The organism is Vibrio sp. 10N.247.310.17 (genome assembly GCF_041466605.1).
Taxonomy (GTDB): domain Bacteria; phylum Pseudomonadota; class Gammaproteobacteria; order Enterobacterales; family Vibrionaceae; genus Vibrio; species Vibrio tasmaniensis_A.
In genome coordinates this window covers 22,929-28,947 of record NZ_JBFSTC010000069.1, presented here as the reverse complement: position 1 = coordinate 28,947, position 6,019 = coordinate 22,929, and the positions used below count along the sequence as shown (strand labels likewise).

Annotated in this window: 8 protein-coding genes and 1 pseudogene; 1 reads left to right on the top strand and 8 read right to left on the bottom strand. The window is 42.6% G+C overall.

The window, feature by feature from the left end; genetic code table 11:
- Positions 1–59: 59 nt before the first annotated feature.
- Positions 60–708 (top strand): annotated as a pseudogene (locus AB6D80_RS17485) (IS630 family transposase); the annotation flags it as partial.
- 97 nt (positions 709–805) lie between these two features.
- On the opposite strand, the gene AB6D80_RS17480 reads toward AB6D80_RS17485, so the two are convergent.
- The 8 genes from AB6D80_RS17480 to AB6D80_RS17445 all read right to left on the bottom strand — a co-directional run bounded on the left by AB6D80_RS17480 (position 806) and on the right by AB6D80_RS17445 (position 6,018).
- Positions 806–1,783 carry a hypothetical protein gene (locus AB6D80_RS17480; RefSeq protein WP_372189145.1) on the bottom strand — a complete coding sequence of 326 codons (978 nt, stop codon included), beginning with the start codon at positions 1,781–1,783 and terminating at the stop codon, positions 806–808.
- A 12-nt stretch (positions 1,784–1,795) separates the two neighbouring features.
- Positions 1,796–2,236, bottom strand: a complete 441-nt coding sequence (locus tag AB6D80_RS17475) for a type III secretion system chaperone (protein WP_017096475.1) — start codon at positions 2,234–2,236, stop codon at positions 1,796–1,798.
- Between the two features lie 422 nt (positions 2,237–2,658).
- Positions 2,659–3,294 (bottom strand): HrpE/YscL family type III secretion apparatus protein, encoded by a 636-nt coding sequence (locus tag AB6D80_RS17470; RefSeq protein ID WP_017096474.1) that lies wholly within the window; start codon positions 3,292–3,294, stop codon positions 2,659–2,661.
- The gene (gene vscK, locus AB6D80_RS17465; RefSeq protein ID WP_017096473.1) at positions 3,273–3,947 is read right to left on the bottom strand and encodes a SctK family type III secretion system sorting platform protein VscK; all 675 of its coding nucleotides are present in this window, start codon (positions 3,945–3,947) and stop codon (positions 3,273–3,275) included. Before vscK ends, AB6D80_RS17470 begins: the two co-directional genes overlap by 22 nt.
- Positions 3,931–4,674 carry a type III secretion system inner membrane ring lipoprotein SctJ gene (gene sctJ, locus AB6D80_RS17460; RefSeq protein WP_029223148.1) on the bottom strand — a complete coding sequence of 248 codons (744 nt, stop codon included), beginning with the start codon at positions 4,672–4,674 and terminating at the stop codon, positions 3,931–3,933. The genes vscK and sctJ overlap by 17 nt, the downstream gene beginning before the upstream one ends.
- A gap of 2 nt (positions 4,675–4,676) precedes the next feature.
- Positions 4,677–5,021, bottom strand: coding sequence for a type III secretion system inner rod subunit SctI (gene sctI, locus AB6D80_RS17455; RefSeq protein ID WP_017096471.1), 345 nt, complete (start codon positions 5,019–5,021; stop codon positions 4,677–4,679).
- Between the two features lie 8 nt (positions 5,022–5,029).
- The gene (locus AB6D80_RS17450; RefSeq protein WP_372189143.1) at positions 5,030–5,662 is read right to left on the bottom strand and encodes a YopR family T3SS polymerization control protein; all 633 of its coding nucleotides are present in this window, start codon (positions 5,660–5,662) and stop codon (positions 5,030–5,032) included.
- A complete protein-coding gene (locus tag AB6D80_RS17445; protein ID WP_017096469.1) occupies positions 5,662–6,018 on the bottom strand; it encodes a YscG family type III secretion system chaperone in 357 nt (118 codons plus the stop codon). Before AB6D80_RS17445 ends, AB6D80_RS17450 begins: the two co-directional genes overlap by 1 nt.
- Between the last annotated feature and the right edge of the window lies 1 nt (position 6,019).

Here is a 6,019-nt window from a genome sequence, read left to right as displayed (position 1 = left end):
TTATCGCCCAAACTGGTTAAATTTTAACAGTGACAACTACCCTGCCAGATAGGGACCACATGGGCTTTTCTTGGATAACTTCTCGATCCAAACACCCCAAACAATCACAGCAAATCCAAGACGATTTTAAAAAATTCAAAATAGAAACGATCCTTAAGATCCTCGGTCATATTGGGCTGGAGAGTGTCGATGTCTGGTTTCAAGACGAAGCTAGATTCGGACAACAAAACACAACGACACGCTTGTGGGCTGAAACAGGAACGCGCCCAAGGGCGCCAAAACAGCAGCAATTTGAGTACGCTTACCTGTTCGGTTCTGTTTGTCCTAGCTGAGGGATTGGAGAAGCTATGGTTGTGCCTTGGGTCAATAAAGACATTATGATCTAACACTTAAAGCAAATATCCGATATCACAGACAAAGGAAGGAAGGCATGCTGTAGTAATAATGGATGGCGCAGGTTGGCATACCGATGATATCGCCCACAAATTTGATAATGTCAGTATCATCAAACTTTCCCCATATTCGACAGAGCTTAACCCGATAGAACAAGTATGGAGTTGGTTACGACAACACTACTTAGCGAACCAAAGCTTCGAAGACTATGAGGACATTGTTTCCAAGGTATGCGTTGCGTGGAATAGGTTTCTTGAAGTGCCGAAAAGGGTATCGAAAATGTGCGCTAGAGAATGGATAGACTTGAGCAGTTAATTTTCCAGATTGATATCACTTACATTAAAAAAATAAAAGGAGCAAAGTAATACTGCTCCTTTTTGGTAGTAAATATTAGCAACCGATTATGGAATCTTTAGTCCAGTTTGTGGCTAGAAAAAATCACTTCAGATGGTGGGAACATGTTGGAAACCGGTGGATGAGCAATATCACCAAACATTCTCGCACCAAATGCTGAAGCTGCCCAAGGGTCTACAATTTTCACATTTTTATTCCATGAGCTTGGGTCTTTGATATCACTACCGTCCTGTCTACCAACCAAAACATACAAGTGCGTGCCTGAGTGTCCTTTCTTGAATGCCACTACTTCGACCTTAGTGTTTTGATTCGCATCACCCTGCATCCCTTGAATCATTTCAGCGGCCGCGGCAAAGGCAAACGTAGTACAGCAACCGGCTTTTGCGTCCTGAACGGATTTCGCAATGTTTTGAAGTGTCCCCATCTGAGGGCTATTGCCTCTTTGAGCCGCCACTTGAACCATGTTTGCTGACATGGTCGCTTTTTTATCTTGTTGAACTCTTGCTGGATTTGCGTAGAAGCCTTCTAGTCTTGGCTTCGCTTTCGCTTGATAGAACTCAGATCTCTTATCACCGAAGGTATTAAGGTCAGTACAAGCGAAATCACCCAACTTTTGCAGTGTAGCTTGGTGCTTTCTAATCAAGGCATCTGCTGGAGCGGTTTTACCTGCGCTGGATGGTTTTGAAGTGCTTGAAACACTTGGCCAATTCTCTCTAGGCCCTGTCGATAATCGCTCTAGGTCTTTAAGGTTTCCAAGAGTCAACTTATTTTCACCATTCAGTACGTTTTGCATCATAGCTTTGGCGACACCTTTTGGCAGACCTTGCTTAACCAATAGATCAACGACGATCGATTTCGCTTTGTTTTGGTGATTGATACGAGAGCTTACGCTTGTGTTTTTCGGCGCACCTTCTTTAACAAAGATGTCCTTGCCTCCGTGAGCCCGAACTTCTTTGTCGTCCGATTGGTTTTGTGTAGATAACTGTGCAGTGAGTTCGCTCAGCGAATGCATATGTGATGTATTGATATTTACCATAACCCTAACCTTTTAAACAGAGATGAAAGTATGCAGCTTTTTATGTTGCTCAATCGATTGAAACTGAGCCGTTAGATATTGCTTCCACAGTTCACAAAGCTCCATAAGCTGAGTAATCAGGATAGAAACACGACTCACTTCTGAGGTAAGTGGTATACTTATCTGCATGTGTACTTCATTGTTTTTAGGGTCTATACAGAACTGTACCCCACCTGACTCCCGGTATAAGAAGTTATATTCCAAAAGTGTTTTCAGTTTTTTAATTTCAAATGACTCTTCATCTTGGCAAACCTTGATTGAAAGTAACAGTTCTTCTCTCTCATCCAAGCCTTGAACTTCAATCTCTTTGCCTGCAGACATATATACTGTCCACATTTGATAATCATATGCAGTCACCCGTTCAATATCGAGTGTGTTACCAAGCTCAATTAGTAAGGTATTTACCTTATCCATACTCACCTACCATCCTGATATTTAATATTGATGTATCTATTTAAAATAAAAGATATAAAATTTCGAATTTAAATACACCTATCACATTATTTTATTTTCCATTGTTGCTGGTTAATTTTGTTAGATTAACCGTTTTTAGAAAAACAAATTCAGTATTCTGAACGAACGTTACTCTCTTATGAGGCGATAGTTAATAGAGCCTTTAAGATAATCAGAGTTCCCGTTGATGTAAGTATTGTGCTCAATAACAGTCACAGAATATGCCAGATATGGTCGGCTTTTTTTCATTTTAAGCCGTTTATAAAGATCGGATGGGAAGCTAAGATAAAACTAGAGAAATGGTAGAAAGGTACAGTGAATAGAAAGTAAAGCTCAAAAAGCCCAGCGTTTTTCTGAGCTTTCGAGAGTTAAAGATAAGCACGTCAAGACTGTATCTGTTGGCGCTCACTGAATTGCTTAGTGATCACCTGCTTAAGAGCTTGCAGTTGCCCGTCGATACTGGCATCGATAATACCGACTTCAGTTTCCAGTATGCACCCACCATTTTTGAGTCTCGCATCTGCAATAACGTCAACATAGCCGACCTCCGGGAAGTCACTGAGTATTAAGGAAACCTTATCTCGCACCTCTGTCACTTGCTCGGGGTGCACGTGCAGAATCACTTGTTTCTGATTACTGACCAGCTGAAGCGCTTCCCTCACCACTATTGCCGTTGTTTCCACATCGTCGAAACTACTGATAATTTTGCTTACGGCATCAAGCACTACGCCAGTGATTTTCTGTTCGACTTGCAAGTAGTACTCATTACATCGTGCAAGCGTTGACATCATAGTTTCTGCGCTCTCTATCTTCGCTTGATCGATACCATCCTGGTAACCACGCTGTCTTTCTAACTCATAAGCATCGTCAGCTTTTGTAATAATGCTCTCGGCTTTAGAGTGTGCAGCTTCAACCAAGTGTTGCGAATCTAAATAACTCACATAATCCTTTGCTTTGAGAATCTTTAGACCTGTAGCCAACTGCAAGTTGTCAGTTTTTATTTCAACAAATGAAACCATTGAGGGATTACCTGTTTTGCGATTTTCTTTATAAGTCGATAAGCAAGATCTCGATGCGTTTCATCGAACCAATCAGCACTGAGTTTTGTTTGGGTTAATGAACAATCGAGCTTGAACTGCCACCTTTGTACAAGCTCTGATGGTGATTTCTCCAGTAAAAATGTGACCCATAGATACCCAAGTTCACGGGCTGCCTTTTCAAAGCTGGCTTCATCTAAACTCGCCGGCAATGTTTTTTGCCAACCGTTTGGCCAATTTGAGATCATCATTGGCCCGTGTTGAATTAAAAAACGCGTTTCATCGACACCAAAAATATGATTGAGGCACTGCTTTGGTTGTTTCAAGACAACTTGGCGCATCGATTCACAATACATTGCCCCACCAATCAGCAACAGTAATTTGTTAGTCGTTTCAACTGGAAGTAACACCAAACTATTAAATGGATGATTAAAAACATGATCAGTAATCGTTGATAGCTGCCATTCTTCAATACACCATTGATTGATCGCAGCCTGGTGTCTCCAGTCTTGGACTCGTAATAACCAAGGCTGTTTCTTGCTTATCCAACTCTCATCAATATAACTGCAAGGACAATAATTAAACTGATGATAAATCTGAGAAACTGGCGTATCAGAATTAACCACGTTGCGCATTCCTACGACACCATGCAAACGTCGCTGCGTTAGAACCGATGATAAGTAGTAACAAGAAAACGAGGATAGCAATCAAGTTGCTTGCCGTGTCCTTGGTCACTTGAATAGACAAAATGCTTTCAAATTGCTTGCTTTGAGCCGTCACACGAACTTCCGAAGATGGTACTATGACAACGCTAATACGTTCGTAGTTAAGCCCTTCAATACTATTGTTCACTAACTGCTTAATTTGAGGTACATAAGAGTCGAGTGCCACATCCGCTGCGTGTTTAATAAACACTGATGCAGAAGCAGGAGTTGGACGTTCACCTGGACGAAGGTTTTTATCTTCAAGTACAATGTGAACGCGTGCCACTAACACTCCATCAATTTGTGACAGCGTTGATGATAGTTCTTGCGATTTCGCGTATATAAGCCTCGCCCTTTCTGCAATCGGAGACGAAATCAGGTCATCTTTCGGAAACACTTCTTTGAGTGTTGAGAACTGCTCTTTCGGGTAGCCTTTACGTTTCAGAGCATCAACCGAAAATGCGACTTGAGCGTTATCTACCATCAATTTTATGGTGTTGTCTTTATCCGGTTCTTTGGTTGCCACCACCCCCTCAGAAAGCAGAATAGACAGCATTTCATTGCCTTCTTTCTGGCTTACTCCAGTGTATAGCTCCGTCTGACAGCCAGCTAAAAATAACACGAGTAACATGCACACGGCACGTATTGTCTTCATCATGACTATTGGGCCTTCAACAATGTTTCTACATTCTGTGTCGTTTTACCTACCGTCTTGGCAATCAGCTCCTCTTGAAAGGTAATTCGACTCAACGCCCATTGCATCTGCAAGAGCTGAGCAGGGTCGTCACCAACCATTGCCATGCTATCGGTTAAGTTAGTTTTTGCATTGTCGATGGTGTTTTTCAGTTCGCTAATGTTTTCTAACAAGCCACCTTCTAAACCGTGGTTTCCCTCAGGCGATAGCATCGCTTGCTCGAAACGCTCACTAAGTCCCGCTTCAGCTTGTGCGTCTTGCACTTGCTCGAGGTTGGTTTGCATCACTTCTGTGTACTGCGTATTAATCATATCCGTTCCTATGAGAGGTCTAGTTTGTGGCTGTAACTCAACATGTTCTTGACCATGGCATTCTTTTGTATAACAAAGCTCAGTTCTTTTCGGACCACCTCCAATACTGGAGCTTGGGCAGGGATGTCTTTCAACTCACCCCAACAGTGCCAAAGCGCTTGTTCTTTTTGCGCACCAAGTGGGAAATATTCAGAAAGCAACGCTTTCAACTCTCGGCGGTCTTTAGGGGGAGTCGCTAGCAAGCGCCCTGAAAAACTGCCCAACAGCTCATGCTTAAATAATGCCAACAATTCTGGTGATGCTTTATCAGTGCCTTTTGCGCTTTGTTCCTGACTAAAGGCATACCATAAGGCTTTTTTTTTCTCACTAGGCGAAATAAACGCGTCTTTAAGCGTTCTGCTAAGCGCTGCTGCGCTGAAGTCTCCAGAACGTTTTAGTGCTTCGTACCACTCTTTAATAGCTGCTGTTCTACCTTTAGACCGCGTGACACTATCCGTATTTTTTTTCGTAGTCGGTATGTTCTTATCTGGTGGGTTCTCACTCATCAAACGGTTCATCTTGTTCGCATCAGGTGTATCATTCCGGGGTGCTTTCGGCACCTGACTGAGCATGTTGTTGATTCCGTTGCTTTCAACCTTCATTAAAGGTTCCTGATGTCTTTAGAAAAACTCATGGCAAAGGCTTGGTTTTCTTCATTGCCTTTTAATGCCATATCTAACCACGATTCGGCTTTGCTTAAGAGCCCAGCTTTTCCTGCCGCTAGCGCAGCCAGACCGATTAAGTCTGGGCGTGTCACGCAAAGCGGTTCAAGTAAACGATGAGCGTCCTCGTACAAGCCACGATTCATCAAACTCATTGAACGAATCATAGCAACGACTTCTTCTGCATCACCTTGCAACTCAAGGCATTCCGCAATGGTATTTGCCTCTTCATGACGATGCAGACCGGTTGCCATCAACGCTGTCTCAGCCAGAAGTAAACACATGCCTTTATCCATA